20 protein-coding genes are annotated in these 18,569 nt (G+C 59.3%); 18 read left to right on the top strand and 2 right to left on the bottom strand.

Annotated elements, in window-relative coordinates:
* The first annotated feature begins 64 nt into the window (after positions 1 to 64).
* The 18 genes from JN12_RS01810 to pssA all read left to right on the top strand — a co-directional run bounded on the left by JN12_RS01810 (position 65) and on the right by pssA (position 16,302).
* The gene (locus JN12_RS01810) at positions 65 to 997 is read left to right on the top strand and encodes a transposase (protein ID WP_246125718.1); all 933 of its coding nucleotides are present in this window, start codon (positions 65 to 67) and stop codon (positions 995 to 997) included.
* A 95-nt stretch (positions 998 to 1,092) separates the two neighbouring features.
* A complete protein-coding gene (locus JN12_RS01805) occupies positions 1,093 to 1,290 on the top strand; it encodes a type II toxin-antitoxin system VapB family antitoxin (protein ID WP_145017492.1) in 198 nt (65 codons plus the stop codon).
* Between the two features lies 1 nt (position 1,291).
* The gene (locus JN12_RS01800) at positions 1,292 to 1,648 is read left to right on the top strand and encodes a type II toxin-antitoxin system VapC family toxin (RefSeq protein WP_145017490.1); all 357 of its coding nucleotides are present in this window, start codon (positions 1,292 to 1,294) and stop codon (positions 1,646 to 1,648) included.
* 216 nt (positions 1,649 to 1,864) lie between these two features.
* The gene (gene rpsB, locus JN12_RS01795) at positions 1,865 to 2,632 is read left to right on the top strand and encodes a 30S ribosomal protein S2 (RefSeq protein WP_145017488.1); all 768 of its coding nucleotides are present in this window, start codon (positions 1,865 to 1,867) and stop codon (positions 2,630 to 2,632) included.
* A gap of 58 nt (positions 2,633 to 2,690) precedes the next feature.
* Entirely contained in the window at positions 2,691 to 3,341 is a 651-nt protein-coding gene (gene tsf, locus JN12_RS01790; RefSeq protein WP_145017485.1) for a translation elongation factor Ts, read from the top strand.
* Between the two features lie 92 nt (positions 3,342 to 3,433).
* A complete protein-coding gene (pyrH, locus tag JN12_RS01785; RefSeq protein WP_145017483.1) occupies positions 3,434 to 4,153 on the top strand; it encodes a UMP kinase in 720 nt (239 codons plus the stop codon).
* Between the two features lies 1 nt (position 4,154).
* The gene (gene frr / locus JN12_RS01780; RefSeq protein WP_145017481.1) at positions 4,155 to 4,712 is read left to right on the top strand and encodes a ribosome recycling factor; all 558 of its coding nucleotides are present in this window, start codon (positions 4,155 to 4,157) and stop codon (positions 4,710 to 4,712) included.
* Positions 4,713 to 4,836: 124 nt separating this feature from the next.
* Positions 4,837 to 5,580 (top strand): isoprenyl transferase, encoded by a 744-nt coding sequence (locus JN12_RS01775; RefSeq protein WP_407925367.1) that lies wholly within the window; start codon positions 4,837 to 4,839, stop codon positions 5,578 to 5,580.
* Positions 5,581 to 5,623: 43 nt separating this feature from the next.
* Positions 5,624 to 6,400: a phosphatidate cytidylyltransferase gene (locus tag JN12_RS01770; protein WP_456237308.1), complete on the top strand. Its 777-nt coding sequence runs from the start codon at positions 5,624 to 5,626 to the stop codon at positions 6,398 to 6,400.
* A gap of 28 nt (positions 6,401 to 6,428) precedes the next feature.
* Positions 6,429 to 7,595 carry a 1-deoxy-D-xylulose-5-phosphate reductoisomerase gene (locus tag JN12_RS01765; RefSeq protein ID WP_145017478.1) on the top strand — a complete coding sequence of 389 codons (1,167 nt, stop codon included), beginning with the start codon at positions 6,429 to 6,431 and terminating at the stop codon, positions 7,593 to 7,595.
* Positions 7,596 to 7,669: 74 nt separating this feature from the next.
* Positions 7,670 to 8,737, top strand: a complete 1,068-nt coding sequence (gene rseP, locus JN12_RS01760) for an RIP metalloprotease RseP (protein WP_145017476.1) — start codon at positions 7,670 to 7,672, stop codon at positions 8,735 to 8,737.
* Between the two features lie 92 nt (positions 8,738 to 8,829).
* Entirely contained in the window at positions 8,830 to 9,516 is a 687-nt protein-coding gene (gene tsaB / locus JN12_RS01755; protein ID WP_145017473.1) for a tRNA (adenosine(37)-N6)-threonylcarbamoyltransferase complex dimerization subunit type 1 TsaB, read from the top strand.
* A 177-nt stretch (positions 9,517 to 9,693) separates the two neighbouring features.
* The gene (ilvD, locus tag JN12_RS01750; protein ID WP_145017472.1) at positions 9,694 to 11,355 is read left to right on the top strand and encodes a dihydroxy-acid dehydratase; all 1,662 of its coding nucleotides are present in this window, start codon (positions 9,694 to 9,696) and stop codon (positions 11,353 to 11,355) included.
* Positions 11,356 to 11,434: 79 nt separating this feature from the next.
* Positions 11,435 to 13,135 (top strand): biosynthetic-type acetolactate synthase large subunit, encoded by a 1,701-nt coding sequence (gene ilvB, locus JN12_RS01745; RefSeq protein WP_145017470.1) that lies wholly within the window; start codon positions 11,435 to 11,437, stop codon positions 13,133 to 13,135.
* Positions 13,136 to 13,160: 25 nt separating this feature from the next.
* The gene (gene ilvN / locus JN12_RS01740) at positions 13,161 to 13,652 is read left to right on the top strand and encodes an acetolactate synthase small subunit (RefSeq protein ID WP_145017469.1); all 492 of its coding nucleotides are present in this window, start codon (positions 13,161 to 13,163) and stop codon (positions 13,650 to 13,652) included.
* 98 nt (positions 13,653 to 13,750) lie between these two features.
* Positions 13,751 to 14,761 carry a ketol-acid reductoisomerase gene (gene ilvC / locus JN12_RS01735; RefSeq protein ID WP_145017468.1) on the top strand — a complete coding sequence of 337 codons (1,011 nt, stop codon included), beginning with the start codon at positions 13,751 to 13,753 and terminating at the stop codon, positions 14,759 to 14,761.
* A gap of 90 nt (positions 14,762 to 14,851) precedes the next feature.
* Complete coding sequence (locus JN12_RS01730; protein WP_145017467.1) at positions 14,852 to 15,514, top strand: phosphatidylserine decarboxylase family protein; 663 nt, start codon at positions 14,852 to 14,854, stop codon at positions 15,512 to 15,514.
* Between the two features lie 29 nt (positions 15,515 to 15,543).
* Positions 15,544 to 16,302 carry a CDP-diacylglycerol--serine O-phosphatidyltransferase gene (pssA, locus tag JN12_RS01725; RefSeq protein ID WP_145017900.1) on the top strand — a complete coding sequence of 253 codons (759 nt, stop codon included), beginning with the start codon at positions 15,544 to 15,546 and terminating at the stop codon, positions 16,300 to 16,302.
* A 75-nt stretch (positions 16,303 to 16,377) separates the two neighbouring features.
* Here pssA and JN12_RS01720 read toward each other — a convergent pair whose 3' ends face one another.
* Together JN12_RS01720 and JN12_RS01715 are read right to left on the bottom strand one after the other, a co-directional pair.
* The gene (locus JN12_RS01720) at positions 16,378 to 17,241 is read right to left on the bottom strand and encodes a carotenoid biosynthesis protein (RefSeq protein WP_145017466.1); all 864 of its coding nucleotides are present in this window, start codon (positions 17,239 to 17,241) and stop codon (positions 16,378 to 16,380) included.
* Between the two features lie 237 nt (positions 17,242 to 17,478).
* Positions 17,479 to 18,549 (bottom strand): MlaD family protein, encoded by a 1,071-nt coding sequence (locus JN12_RS01715; protein ID WP_145017465.1) that lies wholly within the window; start codon positions 18,547 to 18,549, stop codon positions 17,479 to 17,481.
* Positions 18,550 to 18,569: the final 20 nt, after the last annotated feature.

Below are 18,569 nucleotides of genomic sequence, written 5' to 3'. Positions count from 1 at the left end.
CTAAAATTCAGATATGCCAAGATCAGCCCGTATTGATATTCCAGGTCTTCTCCAGCATGTGATCGTGCGCGGCATTGAGCGGCGAGATATTTTCCTCGACGACGATGACAAAGCGCTATTTATTGAACGCTTATCGAAACTCCTCATTGCGACCGGAACTGACTGCCTTGCTTGGGCGCTCATGTCAAATCACTTCCATCTACTCCTACGCCCCAGAGCGACTAAGCTATCCGTCTTAATGCGTCGCCTTCTGACAGGCTATGCAGTGGTCTTCAACCTTCGCCACCACCGTAGCGGCCATCTCTTTCAGAACCGTTACAAGTCAATTGTTTGCGAAGAAGATGCGTACTTACTTGAGCTTGTCCGCTATATTCATCTCAACCCGTTGCGGGTCGGTCTGGTTGATTCGCTGGACGATTTGGATTCGTATAAGTGGTCGGGGCATGCTGTTATCATGGGGAAGGGAGCATTCGCAGGACAGAACGAGGATGAGCTGCTCCTGATGTTCGGTAACAGAAAAGGGAGTGCGCGCAAAAAGTATCGATCATTTATCGAGGACGGAATTCGACAGGGGAAAAGAGATGAATTGGTTGGTGGTGGATTGCGGAGGTCACGTAACTTGTCAGGATCAGAAGAATACGAAGCTTACGATGAAAGAATTCTGGGCAGCGGTGCGTTTGTGGAGCGCCTGCAACAGGAACCGCAGACATCGGCAAAAACGGGCAGCGTGTCCCTTGAAGTGATTATCCGTAGCATCGCGCACTTATTTTCCATAGAACCGGTTTCATTACGCCAAGGGGGCAAACGCAAAGAGCTTTCCGATGCCAGGGGCGCATTATGCTATATTGCCGTCATCAGGATGGGGCTTAATGGAGCATCGGTAGCGAGAGCACTGAATATCAGTCGCGCCGGAGTAAGCCTGGCAGCACGTAGAGGCGAAGAGATTTATAAGATGACCCCGGCGCTGCATGATGTTGAGGTTGGTTTGCAAAATTAACAACGTCCCCTAAGGTCTAAGGTCTAAGATCCCCGTTGACAAATGCATATGACGGATGCATATTGAGGCATACTATTTATGCATATGGGGGCTTCATGAGGACTACGCTTAATATCGAAGATAGCTTGCTGGAAAAAGCGGCCAAATTGACCGGCGTAACGGAAAAAACATCTCTTGTACGACTTGGCTTGCAGGCGCTTATTGCCAGAGAAAGCGCGAAACGTCTTGCCGGATTGGGGGGGACTGAACGGGAGTTGAAGAAGATTCCGCGAAGAAGAATAGAGGATATTTGACATGATTCTTGTCGATACGTCGGTCTGGGTTGAACACCTTAGATCCGGAACTGTCGAACTTGAAGCGTTATTGCGTGATGGTCATGTGGCTTGTCATCCATTCATACTTGGTGAACTGGCCTGCGGAAACCTCAAAAACAGAACGGAGATACTCTCTCTCCTTCAGGACCTGCCAATGACATCCCACGCAGACGATGACGAGGTGATTCGCTTCATCGAAGATCACAAGCTTATGGGGAAAGGCCTTGGTTACATCGATATCCATCTGCTTATGTCCGCCCTGTTGACCAGGATGCCTCTATGGACACGCGACAAAAGGTTACACGAGGTTTCTCTGGCATTGTTGCCGACCCACTGAAGTGACCAGCGAAAAAAGCTATCTACGCACCCTGTGTCTTTACTGATCAGACCCCCCTCCCTTTGCAGGAAAAAAATCTTGCCATCAACCGGCCATCATGCTATACAAGCTCGCTATTTCATTTCACACGTCCCCTTTGTTGCGCGGGGGTGCCCGGATTGTCGGGTTCCGCGGCTGGAGCGGGGGGCGGAGGAAAAACCCAAAGGAGAATAAGCAATGTCCTCGATTACCATGAAGGAACTGCTGGAGGCCGGTGTACACTTCGGCCACCAGACCAAGCGCTGGAACCCCAAGATGAAGCCGTATATCTTCGGGGCACGTAACGGCATCTACATCATCGACCTGCAGAAGACCGTACGCATGTTCAAGAATGCGTACAACTACGTGGTGGAGTCCGCCCGGGGCGGCGAGACCTTTCTCTTCGTGGGCACCAAGAAGCAGGGGCAGGACGCCGTGGCCGAAGAAGCGAGCCGCTGTGGCATGTACTACGTCAACCAGCGCTGGCTGGGCGGCATGCTGACCAACTTTTCCACCGTCAAGCAGAGCATCGACCGTCTGAAGAAGCTCGACGCCATGTTCACCGACGGCACCATTGAGGCCTATCCCAAGAAGGAGCGGCTCCAGTTGGAGAAGGACCGGATCAAGCTGGAGAAGACCCTCGGAGGCATCAAGGGGATGGGCAAGCTCCCCGGCGTCCTCTTCGTGGTTGACCCGAACAATGAGGAGATCGCCGTCAGCGAGGCCAAGAAGCTCGGCATCCCGGTGGTCGCCATTGTCGACACCAACTGCAACCCGGACGACATCGATTACGTCATCCCGGGCAACGACGACGCCATTCGCGCCATTCGCCTGCTCTCCAGCAAGATGGCCGACGCGATTCTCGAGGGGCGTGAGGCCCGCGACCAGTACCTGCAGACCGGTGACGAGGCTACAGGGGAAGAGGCTGGCGCCGAAGCCGGTGAAGTGGCCGGGGCTGCCGAGTAATCGATATTAGACACACGCACAGCGCGCACTGGCGCTGTCCTGAGATAGGGAGGATGCCGTGAGTATCACAGCTGCACAGGTAAATGAACTGAGAAAAGCAACAGGCGCCGGCCTGATGGATTGCAAGAAGGCCCTGACCGAGACCGATGGCGATCACGAGAAGGCGATCGACTACCTGCGCAAGAAGGGTCTGGCTGCCGCCTCCAAGAAGGCCGGGCGGGTTGCCAGCGAAGGGATCGTCGGGTCCTACATCCATGCCGGTGGCAAAATCGGCGTGCTGGTGGAGATCAACTGCGAGACCGACTTCGTGGCCAAGAACGAGAACTTCCAGGCATTCGTCAAGGACGTTGCCATGCACATCGCCGCCGCTGGTCCCCAGTTCGTACGACGCGAGGAGGTGCCGGCCGACGTGGTGGAGCGCGAGAAGGAGATCTACCGCGCCAAGGCCCGTGAAACCGGCAAGCCCGAGAACATCATCGAAAAGATCATCGAGGGGCAGGTCAACAAGTTCTACGCTGACATCTGTCTGCTGGAGCAGCCCTACGTGAAGGACCCGGACAAGACGGTTCAGACCTACCTGAACGAAACCATCTCCGGCATCGGCGAGAACATAACCATACGGCGCTTTACCAAGTATGTCCTGGGTGAAGGGCTGGCCAAGAAGGAATCGGACTTCGCCGCGGAAGTCGCGGCAGCAGCAGGCCTTTAACGAAACAAAGAGCCGGCCTGATGAGGGTCGGCTTTTTTGTGTCCGTGCTCCGCTCATAGGTAGCGCGGCTTACCAACAAATCGGGGGATTGGATGGCTGCACCGGTATATAAGCGGGTCCTGTTGAAGCTCTCCGGGGAGATGCTCGGTGGTGAGCAGGGGTATGGCATCGACCCCGTGACCATCACCTCCATTGCCAACGAGATCAAGGAAGTGGTCCAGTGCGGCGTGGAGCTGGCACTGGTGATCGGTGGCGGCAATATCTTCCGCGGTCTGGCAGCCTCGTCCAAGGGGATGGATCGTGCCAGCGCCGACTACATGGGAATGCTTGCCACCATGATCAACGCCCTGGCCATGCAGGATGCCCTGGAGCACCTGGAAGTGGATACCCGGGTCCAGTCGGCCATTGCCATGCAGGAAGTGGCCGAGCCGTATATCCGGCGCCGGGCCATACGGCATCTGGAAAAGGGGCGGGTGGTCATCTTCGGCGCCGGCACCGGCAATCCGTATTTTACCACCGACACGGCAGCGAGCCTGCGGGCCATGGAGATCGGGGCCGACGTCATCATGAAGGGGACCAAGGTGGACGGGGTCTACACCGCCGATCCCAAGAAGGACAGCCAGGCTGTCAAGTACCGCTCCCTCACCTATATCGACGTTCTGCGCAAGGGGTTGCAGGTCATGGACGCCACGGCCGTTTCCCTCTGCATGGACAACAGCCTGCCGATCGTTGTGTTCGACGTGACTACCGGCGGCAACGTGAAAAGGGTGGTCTTCGGCGAGGAGATCGGCACCATCGTGAAAGGAGAGTGACGTGAGCAAGGAAGTCATCGCGGACATGTCCGCCCATATGGACAAGACGATCGAATCCCTCCGGCGCGAGTATCAGAAAGTGCGGACCGGGCGCGCCAGTACCGGTATTCTGGAGGAGATCAGAATCGATTACTACGGGACGCCGTCGCCGCTGAGCGCCGTGGCAACCCTGGCGGTTCCCGAACCACGGACTATCACCCTGCAGCCGTGGGAAACCAAGATGATCCCGGTCATCGAGAAGGCGATCATGAACGCCAACCTCGGCATGACCCCGGCCAACGACGGCAAGCTGATCCGGCTCAATCTCCCGCCGTTGACTGAAGAACGCCGCAAGGAGACCGTGAAACAGCTGAAGAAGTTTGCCGAGGATGCCAAGGTGGCCATCCGGAATATCCGCCGGGATGCCATCGATCATCTGAAAAAGCTGGAAAAGGACAAGAAAATCTCCGAAGACGAGCTCAAGCGGTCCGAGAAAGAGGTTCAGGACGTGACCGACAAGCATGTCCATCGGGTTGAAGAGGTCTTTCTGCACAAGGAAAAAGAGGTGATGGAAGTCTGAACCGTTTCACGACGACTCGGACTTCCCCAGGTTTTTCCTTGCGCCGGCAACCTGGTTGTGATTATATGAGCCATTCCCCCGATATGGGGGTTTTTTGTTTGTGCCTCCGTAATGGGCACGAGAGATGGCGGTGGTAATGATAAAGGGTGACAAGCTTCCCAGGCATGTGGCAGTGATCATGGACGGCAACGGCCGCTGGGCAAAGGCCCGGATGCTGCGCCGTATAGTTGGTCACCGCAAGGGGGTGGAGACGGTCCGGGTGATCGTGGAGGAGTGCTCCCGGGTCGGTATCGGCTTTCTCACGCTCTATGCCTTTTCCGCGGAAAACTGGTCCCGGCCCAAAACCGAGGTCCATGCCCTGATGGCACTTCTCAAAAAGTACATCAGAATGGAAGTGCCGCGGATGCAGCAGAACAACATCCGCTTCAACGTCATTGGTGCCCGGGAGGAGTTGCCGCCCGATGTGCGCCAGGTCGTCAGCGATGCCATTGCCGTAACGAGCGGCAATACCGGCATGACTCTTACCCTGGCCCTTTCCTATGGTGCCCGTCAGGAGATTGTCCGGGCGTGCCGTAGTGTTGCCGCGGATATCGCTGCCGGCAGGATCGCACCGGAAGCGATGACGGAAAAGGATCTGGCCAGCTATCTCTACACAGCGGACATGCCCGACCCGGACCTGCTCATCAGGACCAGCGGCGAAACCAGGGTCAGCAACTTTCTCTTGTGGCAGATGGCCTACACCGAACTGTACTTCACCGAGGTCAACTGGCCCGACTTTACCGTTCAGGAACTGCACAAGGCGTTTAACGACTTCCGGCAGCGGGAGCGGCGCTACGGTCTTACCAGCGACCAGCTGAGGGAAGGCTGAGCCCTCAGCGTTTCTACTACAGGAGACAACCATTAAGCGTCTGTTGACTGCGGCCGTTGCCCTGCCGCTTCTCATTTTCTTTGTACTAAAGGCGGATCAACGTCTGTTTGCGGTGTTCATCGGTCTCCTTTCGCTATTGGGGCTCCGGGAATTCTTCCGGATGTCCCTGCCAAACCGAGGAGCAGAAAACCTGCCGGCAGCCCTGATCGGCGGACTGTTCACCATCGGCTTCCTTCCCGTTTTCCAGTCGCTCATCCTCCCTGTCGGCGTGGGGCTGGTCATCCTTTGCTGTCTCGTTGCCCTGTTCAGGTTCGGTGAAATTCGCGCTGCGGTCGGCGACGTGTCGCTGCGCCTGTTCGGTTTTCTCTATGTCCCGCTCTTGCTGGGGCAGATGATCATGCTGCGTAACGAACCCCACGGTGTCGCCTGGATTTTTCTGCTGCTGGTCATTGTCATGTGCGGCGATACCGGGGCGTACTACGTGGGGAGCACGCTCGGTCGCCGCAAACTCTACCCGGTGGTCAGCCCGAACAAGAGTGTCGAGGGCTCCATCGGTGGCCTGGCCGGCAGTCTGGTCGGAGCCCTGATCGCCAGCCAAACCTTTTTCCCGGAACTAACCATTGCCGACTGCTGTGGCACGGCACTGCTCCTCGGCCCGCTTGGGCAGCTGGGGGACCTGTTCGAATCGTTGCTCAAGCGGAGCTGTGGCGTGAAAGACTCCGGCACCATCATTCCGGGCCACGGAGGTATCCTGGACCGGCTGGACAGCATCCTCTTCGCCGCGCCGGCTGCCTGGTGGTATGCCCATTATCTGTTTTGAGAGATCGTAGACCAACAAGGACACAGCTATGAAGCGACTTTCCATACTCGGCTCGACCGGTTCCATCGGTGTCAGCACCCTGGAACTGGTTGACGCCCATCGGGACAAATTTTCCGTCGAGGCCCTTACTGCCGGGTCCAATCTCGATCTCCTGAAGCGCCAGATCGAGGCGTTTTCCCCCCGCCTGGTGGCGGTGCTGAACGACCGGCTGGCCGAAGAGCTGAAGGGGATGCTGCCGCTGGCGAACCGGCCCGAGATCATGGCCGGCGTCGAGGGGATGATCGCCGCGGCCACGGTGGCCGAAGCCGACATGGTGGTGGCTGCCATTGTCGGGGCTGCCGGCCTGGTGCCGACCGCTGCCGCCATCAAGGCCGGCAAGGAGATCGCCCTGGCCAACAAGGAGACCCTGGTGACTGCCGGCCACCTGATCATGCAGGCGGTTGCCGATGCCGGCGTCAAGCTCTATCCGGTCGATAGCGAGCACAGCGCGGTATTCCAGTCCATGGAAGGGCACCGGAGCGAGGATATCGAGAAGATCATCCTGACCGCGTCAGGGGGGCCGTTTCTGAACAGTCCACTGGCAAAGCTGTCCGAGGTTACGGTCAGCGATGCGCTCAATCACCCCAACTGGAGCATGGGGAAGAAGATCACCATCGATTCGGCCACCATGATGAACAAGGGGCTGGAGGTGATCGAGGCCCGCTGGCTGTTTGATGTGCTTCCCGCCAAGATCGACGTGAACATTCACCCGCAGAGCATTATCCACTCCATGGTCGAATACATTGACGGCTGTGTCATCGCCCAGTTGGGAACGCCGGACATGAAGGGGCCCATCGCCTATGCCCTCTCCTATCCTGAGCGGGTCGCCACCGGCGTCAAACCCCTCGACCTGACGGCGCTCTCAGGGCTCACCTTTTTCAAGCCGGATCTGCAGAAGTTCCGTTGCCTGCAGCTTGCCTATGACGCCATGGAGGCGGGGGAAAGCATGCCGGCGGTCATGAACGCTGCCAATGAGATCGCTGTTGAGGCGTTCCTCGGGGGAAGGATTCCCTTCCTGGCCATTGCCGAACTGATTGAGCGGACCATGAATGCCCACCAGTCCCACCGGGTGGGCTCCTTTGACGAGGTGCTGGCCGTTGACCGATGGAGCAGGGAAAAGACCAGGGAGTTTTTGGGGACTAGGACTAGGGACTAGGAGGAATCAGGCATGAAATTGAGTTTGCGACTTACCGGTCACGAGTTACGGGTCACGGGTCACGGGTTATTCTTATGATCAGTGTTCTTTCCGCAATCGTTGTCCTTGGCGTGCTCATCTTCGTGCACGAGCTGGGGCACTTTATCTTTGCCAAACTGTTCGGCGTGGGAGTCGAGAAGTTTTCCCTCGGTTTTGGCCCCAAACTGGTTGGTTTCCGCAGAGGCGAGACCGAATACCTCGTGTCCGCCTTTCCGTTGGGGGGCTATGTAAAGATGGTGGGCGAGTCGCCCGATGCGGAGCTCTCCCCGGAGGACCTGGACCGTTCATTCCAGGCCAAGCCCCCTCTGCAGAGGATCGTCATCGTTGCTGCCGGGCCGGTTTTCAACCTCCTCTTTGCCTGGCTTGCCTTTATCGTTGTCTATATGGTCGGCGTGCCGGCCGTGACGGCCCGCATCGGCGAGGTGCTCAAGGACAAGCCGGCGGCCAGGGCCGGGGTCGTGGCCAATGACCTGATCACCGCCATCAATGGCACCGCGGTTACCAGGTGGGACGATGTGGCCAAGGCGATCACCACGGGCAAGGGACAGGCCGTTGAGGTGCGGGTACGGCGCGGAGCCCGGGAACTCTCGTTCCGGATCATGCCGGAGACCAGGAGCAGCAAGAACCTGTTCGGCGAGTCCGTTACGATGCCGGTCATCGGTGTGGTGTCGGCCGGCGAGACCGTGGTCGACCGGTTCGGCGCCGGCGATGCCCTGGTCAAGGGGACGGTCCAGACCGGGAGCGTCATCAAGCTGACGGCACTTTCCATTGTCAAGCTGGTGGAGAGGGCCATCCCGCTCGACACGGTGGGGGGGCCGATCATGATCGCCAAGATGGCCGGCCAGCAGGCCACCGCCGGTGCGGTCAGTTTCATCGCCTTCATGGCCCTGCTCTCGGTCAACCTGGGAATCCTCAACCTGTTGCCGGTGCCGATCCTTGACGGTGGCCACCTCTTTTTCTACGTCATCGAGTTGATCCTGCGCAAGCCGGTCAGCTTCAAGGCGCGGGAGATCGCCCAGCAGGTAGGGTTGATACTGCTCCTCAGCCTCATGGTCTTGGCCTTCTACAACGATATCGTCCGGTATTTCGTCAATCAGGGATAAAAGCCGTGACTGGTAACTGGTGACTCGTAACTGGGAAATGCAGACCCAGTGCCTTGCCGAGTCACGAGTCACGAGTCACGAGTCACGGATTTATGAAACTTCTCACCGTTGATACCTCCACCAATGTCTGCAGCATTGCCCTGAGCGACGGTTCCCGGTTTGTTGCGGAGTACCTGTTTTCTCCCGGCAAGAAAGCGGCGGCACGGCTCGTGCCGGCCATCCGGGAGTTGCTTGCCGATGCCGGACTGCCGATCGCCGAGCTGGACGGGTTCGGCGTGGCGTTTGGTCCCGGTTCGTTCACCGGTATCCGGGTCGGACTGGCAACGGTCAAGGGGTTGGCGCTTGCGTCCGGAAAGCCGGCGGTCGGCTTCTCTTCCCTGGCCATGCTGGCCCAGAATCTGCCGTGGGCGGCCCATCCGGTATGTGCACTGTTTGACGCCCGCAAGGGAGAGGTGTACGCAGGCATCTACCGCTGCCGTGAGCTGCCGGAACCGCTGGTGGCAGTCCGGGCAGTACCGCCCGCCGAACTTGTCGACGGGATCTGCGAGCCGACCATCTTTGTGGGCGACGGGGCAGTGCGTTACCGTGCATTGATTGCGGAGCGCCTGGGTGATCTCGCCATTTTTGCGCCGGAGTCGGCGAACACTCCCCGCGCTTCTGCCGGCGCCCAACTTGCCCTTGCTGCCTTTGCCCAGGGCGACATTCCGCCGCTCCCCCTCCTCAATCCCGTCTACCACCGTCTTTCCGAGGCCGAAGTGGCCAGGTTGGCCGCCTCCTGATCCCTTCGGTTGTGCCGCTGATGGCCGTCTTCGCGAAACTGAAATTTGACCCCCCGAAACATGGGTATAGTGCCATTTTCATTGCGGTTGACACCGATTCTATCCTGTAGTATTTTCAACAATCTTATTTACGCACTGACAGTTTTTCCGTGCAGATGGCCAAAGTGGAGCGTGCATATGCGCAGTGATACCATAAAGCAGGGGCTGGAGCGGACCCCCCACCGGGCGCTCCTCAAGGGGACCGGCGTTCCCCAGAGCGCTTTCGACAAGCCGTTCATCGGTGTGGCCACCAGTTTCACCGACCTGATCCCCGGCCATGTGGGGATGCGTGATCTGGAGCGGTTCATCGAGAAGGGAGTGCACTCCGGCGGCGGCTATGCCTTTTTCTTCGGTATCCCCGGCGTTTGTGACGGCATTGCCATGGGGCACCGGGGAATGCACTACTCCCTCCCCACCCGGGAACTGATCGCCGATATGGTGGAGTCGGTCGCCGAGGCCCACCGGCTGGACGGCCTGGTCCTTTTGACCAACTGTGACAAGATCACTCCGGGCATGCTGATGGCTGCCGCCCGGCTCGATATCCCCTGCATCGTGGTAACTGCCGGACCGATGATGAGCGGCCGGGGGGAGGGGGATCGCAAGTACTCCTTCGTGACCGATACCTTCGAGGCGATGGCCCGTTACAAGGCCGGCGTGATCGACGCCAAGGAGCTCCAGGTTTGCGAGGATAACGCCTGTCCCGGAATGGGCTCCTGCCAGGGGCTGTTCACCGCCAACACCATGGCGATCCTGACCGAGACCCTGGGGATGAGTCTGCCCCGCTGCGGCACGGCCCTGGCGGTGTCGGCGCTGAAGCGGCGGATCGCCTTTGCCTCCGGCGAGCGGATCGTCGAGCTGGTACAGAACAATGTGACCCCGCGGAGCATCCTGACCCGCGCTGCCTTCGAAAACGCCATCCGGGTCGACCTGGCCCTGGGAGGCTCGTCCAATACGGTTCTCCACCTGCTGGCCATCGCCCGCGAGGCAGGAGTCGACTTGCCGCTGGAGACCTTCGACCAATTGGCCAAGGAGACCCCGCAGCTGGCGTCCATGAACCCGGCCGGCGAGCATTTCATGGAGGACCTGGACACGGCCGGCGGCGTGGCCGGCGTGCTCAAACAGTTAGGCAACAAAATCAAAGACAATCCTACGGTACTGGGTATTTCGACCCTGCAGCTGGCTGCCAGTGTCGAAAATGTCGACGAAACGGTTATTCGGCCGCTCGACAACCCGGTCAAGCAGGAAGGAGGGATAGCTGTCCTCTTCGGCAACATTGCGCCGAAGGGGGCGGTTGTCAAGCAGTCCGGCGTGTCAGCGGCCATGATGCAGTTCGAAGGGACGGCCCGCTGCTTCGATTCCGAGGAGGCTGCCATGGCTGCCATCATGGAAGGCCGGATCACGTCCGGCGATGTGGTGGTGATCCGGTACGAGGGGCCGAAGGGTGGTCCGGGGATGCGGGAGATGCTGGCTCCGACGGCCGCCATTATGGGGATGGGGCTCGGCGATTCGGTGGCGCTGATCACCGACGGACGCTTTTCCGGCGGCACCCGCGGGCCATGCATCGGCCACATCTCTCCCGAAGCAGCCGAGGGGGGACCCATCGCCCTGATCGAGGAGGGGGACCGGATACGTCTCGATATCCCCAACCGCCAGTTGCAGCTCCTGGTGGACGACGAACTGCTGGCGGCCCGACGGACGCGCTGGACGGCCCCGGAACCGAAGATCAGGACCGGCTGGCTGGCCAGGTATGCCAAGGTGGTGACCTCGGCCCATACCGGTGCGGTAACCACGGCGGAATAACCATGATTGTAGGGGTGATCCTTGTGATCGCCCATGTTCAGGGCAAACACAAGGTTTGCCCCTACAGAGGGACATATATATGAAAATAAACGGAGCACGAATGCTTCTGGAGTGCCTGAAGCGGGAAGGGGTCGATACGGTTTTCGGCTATCCCGGCGGCACGGTCATCAATATCTACGACGAAATATTCAGCTTCAAGGGGATCCGGCACATCCTGCCGCGCCACGAGCAGGCCGGCGTGCATGCGGCCGACGGCTATGCCCGCGCCACCGGCAAGGTCGGTGTCGCCATCGCCACCTCCGGCCCCGGCGCAACCAACACCGTTACCGGCATTGCCACGGCGTACATGGATTCCATTCCGCTGGTCATCATTACCGGTCAGGTCCCCACGGCCCTGATCGGCAACGATGCCTTCCAGGAAGTGGACATCATCGGCATTACCCGTCCCTGCACCAAACACAATTTCCTGGTCCGGGACGTCAAGGAACTGCCGACCATTATGAAGAAGGCCTTCTACATTGCCCGTACCGGCCGTCCCGGCCCGGTGCTGGTGGACATCCCCAAGGATGTGCAGATCGCCCTGGCCGAGTTCAAGTACCCGGAGACCATCGAGATCCGCAGCTACAAGCCGACCGTTGAGGGGCACCCGAAGCAGATCGAGCGGGCCGTGGCCATGCTGATGACTGCCAGGAAACCTGTGGTCTACGTGGGGGGGGGCGTCATCCTGGGCAATGCTTCCGAGGAGTTGACCCGGCTCTGCACAATGCTGAACGTACCGGTGACCACCACCCTCATGGGGCTCGGCGCCTATCCGGAAAATGCGCCCAATGCCCTGCGGATGCTCGGCATGCACGGCACCTACTATGCCAACATGGCCGTGACCCATACCGATGTGCTGGTGGCAGTCGGTGCCCGCTTCGACGACCGGGTGACCGGCAAGCTCTCCACCTTTGCGCCCCATGCCAAGATCATCCACATCGACGTGGACCCGACTTCCATCAAGAAGAATGTCCGGGTAGACCTCCCCATCGTGGGCGACGTGAAGGACGTCCTCGCCAAGATGATCAAGGAGGTCGAGGCGCATCCCGGCAAGCTGGCAGAGTTCCTGGAAGGGATCAAACTTTGGCAGACCGAGATCGAGGGGTGGAAGGCCAAGCATCCGCTGACCTACAAGCATGCCGCTGCGGTCATCAAGCCTCAGTACGTCATTGAGAAGCTGCGCGAACTCTCGGAACCGGACGCCATTGTTGCCACCGACGTGGGACAGCACCAGATGTGGACCGCCCAGTTCTTCACCTTTACCAGCCCCCGCACCCTCCTTTCCTCCGGCGGACTCGGCACCATGGGGTACGGTCTGCCGGCGGCCATGGGTGCCCAGGCGGCCTTCCCGGACCGGCAGGTGATCGCGGTCTGCGGCGACGGCGGTTTTCAGATGAACATGCAGGAGATTGCCACCCTGGTCCAGAACCGCCTGCCGGTCAAGATCGTCATCCTGAACAACAACTTCCTGGGGATGGTCCGCCAGTGGCAGGAACTTTTCTTCGACAAACGCTACTCGCAGACCTGCATGGAACTGCCGATCGACTTCATCAAGCTGGCCGAGGCGTTCGGCGCCACCGGTTTTCAGGCCACCAGGCATGACGAGGTGGAGGAGACCATCAGGAAGGGGTTTGCCACACCCGGACCGGTCATCATGGAGTTCAAGATCGCCCGGGAGGAGAAGGTGCTCCCCATGGTGCCTGCCGGGGCGTCGCTGAACGAGATGGTGCTGAACGCGTAATGACCCTTTTGATGGAGGTTCTTCCATGACACACACAATTTCGGTTCTCGTCGAGAACGAATTCGGAGTACTATCGCGGGTGGCGGCGCTTTTCTCCGGCAGGGGGTTCAATATCGACTCCCTGGCGGTGGCGCCGACCAATGATGAAGCTATTTCCCGGATTACGCTGGTTACCCGCGGTGACGAGCAGATTCTGGAGCAGATCACCAAGCAGTTGAACAAGCTGATCGACGTGATCAAGGTGATCGATTTCACGGACGGCAGCGCCATCGAGCGGGAAATGGCGCTGGTGAAGGTGTCGGCCGAGGACGACAGCCGGACCGAGGTCTTAAGGATCGTGGACATCTTCCGGGCCAAGATCATCGATGTCACCCCCAAGTCGTATACCATCGAGGCAACCGGCGCGCCGGCAAAGATCGATGCCATCCTGGAACTGCTCCGGCCACTGGGGCTGAAGGAGCTGGTCAGGACCGGGGCGGTGGCTATCGGTCGCGGCTCCAAAGGTTGGAAAGGTTAAGAACCGTAGCCCGGCAGCGCCCCTACACGAGCCATCCCGAATGGCAATAGAATCACGTGCCAGAGTTTATCTGCGCAGAAAATACATGGAGGAAGCACATGAACGTTTATTATGACAAAGATTGTGATCTCGCGATCATCAAGGGCAAAAAAGTGGCGGTGGTTGGCTACGGTTCCCAGGGGCACGCCCATGCCTGCAACCTCAAGGATTCCGGGGTTGACGTGACCGTGGCCCTTCGCGCCGGTTCGACCTCGGCGGTCAAGGCACAGAATGCCGGTCTGAAGGTGGCGAGCGTTGCCGACGCCGTGGCCGCGGCAGACCTGGTGATGATCCTTACCCCCGACGAGTTCCAGTCCCGGCTCTACCGCGACGAGATTGAGCCGCAGCTGAAGCAGGGCGCCACCCTGGCCTTTGCCCACGGTTTTGCCATCCACTACAACCAGGTCGTCCCCCGGCCCGACCTCGACGTGATCATGATTGCCCCCAAGGCACCGGGTCACACGGTCCGCTCCGAGTTCGTCAGGGGGGGCGGGATTCCCGACCTGATCGCGGTATTCCAGGACGCTTCGGGCAAGGCCCGCGAGGTGGCGCTTTCCTATGCCAGCGCCATTGGCGGCGGCCGTACCGGCATCATCGAAACCACCTTCAAGGACGAGACCGAGACCGACCTGTTCGGCGAGCAGGCCGTGCTGTGCGGCGGGGCGGTGGAGCTGGTCAAGGCCGGCTTCGAGACGCTGGTGGAGGCGGGGTATGCCCCGGAGATGGCCTACTTCGAGTGCCTGCACGAGCTCAAGCTGATCGTTGACCTGATGTACGAAGGTGGCGTTGCCAACATGAACTACTCCATCTCCAACAATGCCGAATACGGCGAATACGTCACCGGTCCGCAGGTGATCAACGAGCAGAGCCGTAAGGCGATGAAGGAGTGTCTGGCCAATATCCAGAACGGTGAGTACGCCAAGCGTTTCATCCTCGAAGGGGCGGCCAACTATCCCGAGATGACGGCACGCCGCCGGCTCAATGCCGCCCATCCGATCGAAGTGGTTGGCGAGCGGCTGCGGAGCATGATGCCCTGGATCAAGAAGATCGTCGACAAGACCAAGAACTAGGAGAACAGCGGCACTTTCCGTAAGGGCCGGGCGGGGTTGGTAATTTCCAGTGCCCTTGCCCGGCCTTTCTGCTGAAGGTGTCTCCGTATTATGCGCAATACACATACACCGATAGCTGTCGAAGGTTTCCCGTTCATTGCCATCGCTGCCGCGTTCACGGCCGTTGTTGCCTTTCTGTACTGGCGCACCTGCTCTGCCTGGCTGCTTGCGTTAGTTTGTTTCCTGCTGCTCCTGACCGGCTTCATTGTCTTCTTTTTCCGCAATCCCCAGCGGACCGGTACCAGTGACGAACGTGCCGTGCTGGCCCCGGCCGACGGGGTCATCGTCTACCTGGGCGATGCCCACGAGGAACATTTGGGGCAGGAGATGAGCAAGGTGAGCATCTTCATGTCCGTCTTCAATGTGCACGTGAACCGGGCGCCACTTACCGGTCGGGTGGTTGATACCTTCTACGTGTCCGGCAAGTTTCTGGACGTGCGGGACGAACGCGCCACCTTCGAAAACGAGCGGCTTGGCATCATCCTGGAGACGGCCAGGGGAGTGAAGATTGTCGTGGTGCAGGTGGCCGGACTTATTGCTCGTCGGATTGTCTGTTATGCTAAAAAAGGTGATACACTCGAACGGGGAAGACGGTACGGGCTGATCCGTTTCGGCTCCCGGCTCGACGTATATCTTCCCAAGGGGACCGAAATCAAGGTCGCCATGGGTGAGAAGACCCGTTGTGGCGAAACAGTGCTGGGGATACTGCCGTGAGCGAGGAAAAGAGCCACCGAATCGAGAGCATGCGTAAGGGGATCTATATCCTCCCCAATCTCTTTACTACTGGCAGCCTCTTTGCCGGTTTTTACAGCATGGTGGCCACCATGGGGGGGGATTACCGGACCGCGGCCATCTGGATTCTGGTGTCGTCGGTGTTTGACGGTCTGGACGGCAAGGTGGCCCGGGCAACCGGCACCACCAGCAAATTCGGTGTGGAGTACGACTCCCTGGCCGACCTAGTGGCGTTCGGCGTGGCGCCCGGCCTCCTGATGTTCTCCTGGGCGCTGAAGCCGTTCGGCCGCCTGGGGTGGCTGGCGGCCTTCCTGTTCGTCGTCTGCGGGGCACTGCGGTTGGCCCGCTTCAACGTGCAGGTGGACACCGTCGAAAGCAAGCGGTTCATCGGCCTTCCCATTCCGGCAGCGGCGAGCATGGTCTCGTCAACGGTCATCTTTTTCTACCATTTCGGCTGGCCCGGTTCGTACAAAAAGCTGGCCATCCTGGTTCTCATCTACTTCCTGGCGTTCCTGATGGTCTCCGGGGTCAAGTATTATTCCTTCAAGGACCCGGAACTGATCAAGCGCCAGCCGTTCGGGTTCCTGGTCCTGGCGGTCCTGCTCATCATCATCATTGCCGCAGAGCCGGCAATCATGATGTTTGTGTTCTTCCTCTGCTATATCCTGTCCGGCCCGATTACCTACCTCGTTACCTGGCCCAGGCGCCGGCGCCTGGAGAAGGCCGTGCACAAGGGGCATGAAGCCATCGCCTCCGGCGGCAAGAAATAACTCGTTACATGCATAGCGCAGAAAAGGCCCGTCGGCATTGCCGGTGGGCCTTTTTGCATCTGCGAAAGAATTGCTTTACCGCTTCCCTGCTGCGGGAGACCAGGGAACGTCCCTGATATGGGCGGCGAGTTCATCCTTCGTGTAACGGTTGACCCGGCGCAGCGCCAGGGTGACGACCAGCGCCAGGGGCAGGACGATGATGAACAAGCCGGTGACCGCGATGGTCATCTCACCGATTACCATGGCCATGGTCAGGTTGAAGCCGAGCACCGATAGGTAGAGGATCGGCCCCAGGAGCGCACTGAACAAGAAGTTCCCCACCCCGGCCGGCGGCTTGTCGGTGGGCTTGCCGGAGGCTGCCAGTCGTTGTAGGGTGAAGATCATGGCCGCGCTCACCAGCCACCACCCCAGGTAATTGGAAAGGGGAACGCCGAAATGGTACCCCTGCTCGCGATAGCCGTAAATCTGCCCCAGGAACCAGCGGTTCCCCTGGAGCGAGACCGGGTCGATGATGATGTCCAGGTAGGCCTGGAGCAGGGAACCGAGGAAGAGTGCGGCAAACGATCTCCGGATGGCGCGGGTCTCCAGCGGAACCAGTTGCCAGCGCCAGGACTTGAGTGGCGAGAGGACGAACAGGGCCGTGGCATAGCTGCAATAGCAAAGGAAAACGTAGGAAAGGGAGTCGAAGAACGGCACCCCCGCGATCCAGAGTTCTTTTGCACTGGTCTTGTCGACGTAGTAGTACCAGCCGTAGGGGAAGCCGGTGTTGATGGAGGAGACTTCGGAGGCAAAGGAGATCAGGTAGCCGCAGCCGGTAAAGGCCAGGGTCCGGCGCCAGCCGATATGGGGGACCGCAGCCAGGAGAAAGGCGGCAAAGAAGGCGAAAACGTACGGCCGCATGGTGACCGTACCAACGGCGATCTGCAGGAAGTCAGGCAAGACAGTACTCCGGAAGTAAGTATCAGGGTTACCGCAAAGAAGAAAATGAAAGAGAAACAGCGTACAAGAAAGCCGTCAGTTTGATCCAGAGCCCAGAAGGTAGCTGGAACATGCAGGTTGCTCAAAAATAGTCAGATTGTCGCACCCGCAGCGAGCACCGCGGAGGCGTAGCAGCGCTACGCCGCACAAGGCGGCTCGCGAGGACGGCGGCAAGATGGCTGTTTTTCAGCAACCTGCTTAGAAAAGCGTGCCGATGATGCTGCCGAGGACCGAGATCGGGCCGCTGTCACCCAGACCTTCGGCCGCCTTTTCCACCTTCTTCATGGCGGCTGTGGTATCCCGGTAGAGTTTGTCCTCGTTCACCAACTTGCCCAGGGTTCCTTCGCCGGAATTGATCTTCTGGCTGATCTCCTTGATGTTTTTGGAGGCGTCGCGCAGTTCGGTGTAAAGGGCCTCGTCATTAACCAGCTTGCCTGCCGTCCCCTCTCCGCGGTTGATCTTGCCGGCGATCTCCTTGATGTCCTTGAAGCCGGTGCTCATCTCCCTGGCCCCGTCCTTCAGGCTGGCAACCGCTTCCCTGGCATCGTTGTACAGGGCCGGATCGTTGACCAGCCTGCCGATGGTGCCATCACCCTTATCGATCTTGGTAGTCACACTCTTTAGGCTGACGATGGCATCGTTGGCATTTGTGTAGAGCGCCTTGTCGTTCAACAGCAGGGCCAATGAGCCGTCGCCCCGGTCAATTTTGTCGGTGATGCTCCGGAAATTGGCCACGCTCTGTTGCAGATTGGTCCGGTTATCGTCCAGCATGGCCGATATCTTTTTCAGGACCTCGTCCTGGTTCCGGTTCAGGTTGTTGATCAAGGTCTTGGCGTCCTTGGTCAGCGCGCCCACGTTGTCGACGATGACGTCGATGTTGGCCGAGTCCTTGCCGTACAGGGTGCCGCCCGGTTCCAGGACAGGAGCCTTCGGTGTCCCCAGAGAGATGCTCAGGAACTGTCCCCCCAGGAGGTTGGTGAGACGGAGGCTGGCCACACTGTCGGTTTTGATCTGGGTTCCCGGTTTGACGTCAAAAACAAGCTCGACGTTTTCATCCTTGACGTTGATCTCCTTGATCCGGCCCACGTCCACCCCGACCAAGCGTACCGGGTCACCGAGCTTGAGGCCGGTGACGCTGGAGAGATAGGTCCGGTAACGGATCTGTTTTTCGAAGGGGTTCCATTTTTCACCCACTTCCAGAAGTCCGCCAAGGATGATCAGGCTGACGATAAAGAATAAGCCTACTTTCTTTTCAGTGGAAAATGCCATGGACTGCTCCTATCGTTTCG

The sequence above is a fragment of the Geobacter argillaceus genome (assembly GCF_007830735.1).
Taxonomy (GTDB): domain Bacteria; phylum Desulfobacterota; class Desulfuromonadia; order Geobacterales; family DSM-12255; genus Geomobilibacter; species Geomobilibacter argillaceus.
Note: the sequence above shows the minus strand (reverse complement) of the source record. Positions and strands in the feature narration are given on the sequence as shown.